This window comes from Clostridium sp. UBA6640, from assembly GCF_002455975.1.
Lineage (GTDB): Bacteria > Bacillota > Clostridia > Clostridiales > Clostridiaceae > Clostridium_J.
In genome coordinates this window covers 1-3,537 of sequence record NZ_DKLM01000061.1, presented here as the reverse complement: position 1 = coordinate 3,537, position 3,537 = coordinate 1, and the positions used below count along the sequence as shown (strand labels likewise).

The following is a 3,537-nucleotide window of genomic DNA, read 5'->3' as shown; positions in this document are numbered from 1 at the left end:
AGTTCTTAATGCTTCATGCCTTAAAACTAACCTCTTAAATGCATCTTCTATCTTATTCTTGTTAATTTTCCCTTCTAACTCGAACACCATAGGCATATTATACGCAATACTATCTTTATTAAATTGGTGAAGCATGTATATTCTTTTTTGAGCTGATGATATCTCATAATATTCCTTTTCTTGCAATCTTTCTATTATTATATATTTACTCTTTTTACTATTTGCAATGCATTCACTTAACCCTTTTATTGTAGGATGCTCAAACAAATCTTTCAATTTTATCTCAATATTTAATTCTTTATGGATATTGTTAATAAGTAAAGTTGCTTTTAATGAATGCCCACCTAATTCAAAAAAGTTATCATCTATACTTATATCTCTAAGGGATAATATTTCACTCCATATTTCTACTAATTTTTTCTCAGTTTCGTTTGTTGGAGGTAAATATTTCTTTTTAGTATCTATATCAACTAAATTTTTCATTAAAAATTTTCTATCTATTTTTCCACTTTGCGTTGTTGGAAGTTTATCTATTTGAATAAATCTATTTGGAATCATATATTCTGGTACTTTAGTTGAAATAAATCTTCGTATTTCATCAATATTCAAATCCTTGGCAGATACTAAGAATGCAACTAAACTATCTTCCTCGCCTTTACTAGAATTATTTGCATTTATAACAGCAACTTGCTCTATATTTTGATTTTTTAGTAAATTACTTTCAATATCTCCAATATCCACTCTATATCCCCTGATTTTAATAATAGAATTTTTTCTACCAACAAACTCAATTTCTCCATTCTCTAAGGTTCTTCCTAAATCACCAGTAAAGTACAAGCTCTCACCATAAGTATCAAATTTAAAAGTTTTTTCTGTTAATTCCTTGTCTTTCCAGTATCCCAATGATATATACTTGCTTATCACTACTACTTCTCCAACTTTAAAAGGAAGCGCTTCTTCTCTATTTTCATCAATAACTACTAATTCCGTTTCATCTACAGCTTGTCCTAATGTTATACTCCTGTTATTATCTCCTAATTGAAATATTTTAGCAGAGTTAAACGATGATTCAGTCTGTCCATAAAGATTAATGAGCTTTGTATTATTAAAATATAATTTAAACATCTCAATATCATTATTTATAATTTCTTCTCCACCTAAAACAATATAACGTAAGTCATTAAACGTTTCTTTTTCAGTTAAAACTTTTATTAAATATCTATATACTGTAGGTACGGAATGCCATACTGTTATTTTCTCTAATTGCAACCAACTATAAATTTCTTTAAAGCTATTTACATCTTTTATATTTACTGGGTATAATGTAGCCCCATTTAATAAGGCTACATATATATCCATTAAAGAAGCATCATGGCATAAGGATGAAAATAAAGTTAATCTATCATCCTTAGTAATATCTAAGGTTTTAGCATAACAATTTATAAAATGAAATAAATTGTTATAGCTTTGATATACTCCCTTAGGCTTGCCTGTTGAACCTGATGTATACATAATATATGCTATTTCATTATTTTCACTGATTTCATCTAATTTATAATCTAAATCTGTATATTTAATATCATTTATATTTATTACCTTAATATCTTCATCACATTGAGCAATTAAAGTTAATGCGATAGCTAAATTTTTACTATTTGTTAAAATTGTTTTTACATCTCCATGATTAACAATATATTTTAGTCTTTCCATTGGATATGATGGTTCAATAGGTACATATGTTAAATTAGCTTTTATTGCTCCAACAGTTCCAATAATCATGTCTTCTCCATGTTCAAATAGTAAAGCTACATTTGCAACAGGCTTATTCTTTAATATATTATTATGAGTAGATATTAACTCACTGGCTACATAATTAGCATGATTATTTAATTCTTTATAGGTTACAGCTCTATAATTGGTTTTAATAGCAATATTGTTTGGATTCGCTTCCACTTGCTCCATAAACTTTTTAACTATCATATATTTTCTTCCTTTCAATGGCTGCTAGCATATATTTGATTTTAAATATTATATTTAAATCTAAAACTTCCTCCTCGATTTATTAGATTTAAGAATATTCTTTATTAATTCATTAGGATTACTTTTAGCATTTATTAATAACTCTTCATATTTGTTCATTATATATTCAATAAATTCCTTGCTAAACAGTTTTGTAAAGTAAGTGCATATTATCTCAATACCATTGGAATATTCCTTTGCATATATGGTAAGATCGAATTTAGTTCCTTGAGTATTTTCAAGATGATATGAAGTTGAATCTTCTATTATTTGATTCTGTGCATACCCTGTATTTAGCAAATTAAAGAACACATTTATTTCTGGATAAGGTATTTGCAATTCATCTAATAATAATTCTATAGGATATTTTTGATATTCTATAGATTTTATTATTATATTATTTGATCTTAAAACTAAATCTTTGAAAGTATCATCTTCTTGAATAGTTGTCCTAATTATTGTAGTATTCACGAAATAACCTATAATATTTTCTAAATCTGCATTTTCTCTTCCAAATGTTGCTGTTCCTATAATAAAATTATCCTCATATATTAAAGACCATATTAATACTCTTAATGCACTAATCATCAAATTAAAAATACTAGTTTTAAATTCTTTAGCTAGAGAATTTAAATCCCTTTTTAATTCTTTACTTAATACCATCCTATAAACTGAGCTTATTCTATCCATTAACTCATAATTTGAATAATTGACAGGAAATCTTATTGGTTTAACTTCTTCTTTTAATTGATTACTCCAAAATTCTTTTGCTTCTTTTATCTTTTCTTCATTATGAATAAAGTTGTTTTGCCATGAAGCAAAGTCTTTATATTGTATAGGTAGTATTTCTAATTCATAATCTTTGTTTTCTTTATAAGAATTATATATAACTTCAAATTCTTCCGCTAATATTTCCATTGAGTATCCGTCAAATACTATATGATGAATACAATATATTAAGTTGAATTCTTCTTCATTCATTTTTACTAGTACTACTCTTATAAGCGGACATATTTCTAAATCAAAAATTATGTGTGTTAGTTTTTCTTCCACTTCTTTAATTTTTATGCATTTTTCTATTGACGAAAGTAAACTCAAATCAACAAATTCAAATGGTATATTAGCTCCTCTTTCTATTATTTGTACTACATTACCATCTATTTCTTTAAATCTAGTTCTAAATGCTTCATGCCTTTTTGAAAGTTCTTTAATAACTTTGATTACTATATCTTTATCCATTTTTTCATTAAATTTTAGATTTCCTGACATATTATATTGATTGTTATTAGGATCCATTTGATTTATAATCCATAATCTTTTTTGCCCGTAGGAGCAATCATAGTATTCACTTTCAGGTAGTTTATCTATTTTTTCCCATACTATAGTATCGCTATTATAAATTAGTTTACCTACTTCACTAATTGTTGGTGATAAGAAAAAATCATTTAGATTTATACTCTTGTTTAAATTTTTTTCAATTAACTTGATTACTTGAATTGCCTTTAATGAATGTCCTCC

2 protein-coding genes are annotated in these 3,537 nt (G+C 26.0%); both read right to left on the bottom strand.

The window, feature by feature from the left end; genetic code table 11:
• The coding region (locus B2W91_RS06390; protein WP_291579517.1) for a non-ribosomal peptide synthetase at window positions 1-1,980 on the bottom strand (1,980 nt) is incomplete at its 3' end.
• Window positions 1,981-2,040: 60 nt separating this feature from the next.
• Window positions 2,041-3,537 (bottom strand): condensation domain-containing protein (locus B2W91_RS06385; protein WP_291579515.1); only part of this gene is annotated, 1,497 nt, incomplete at its 5' end.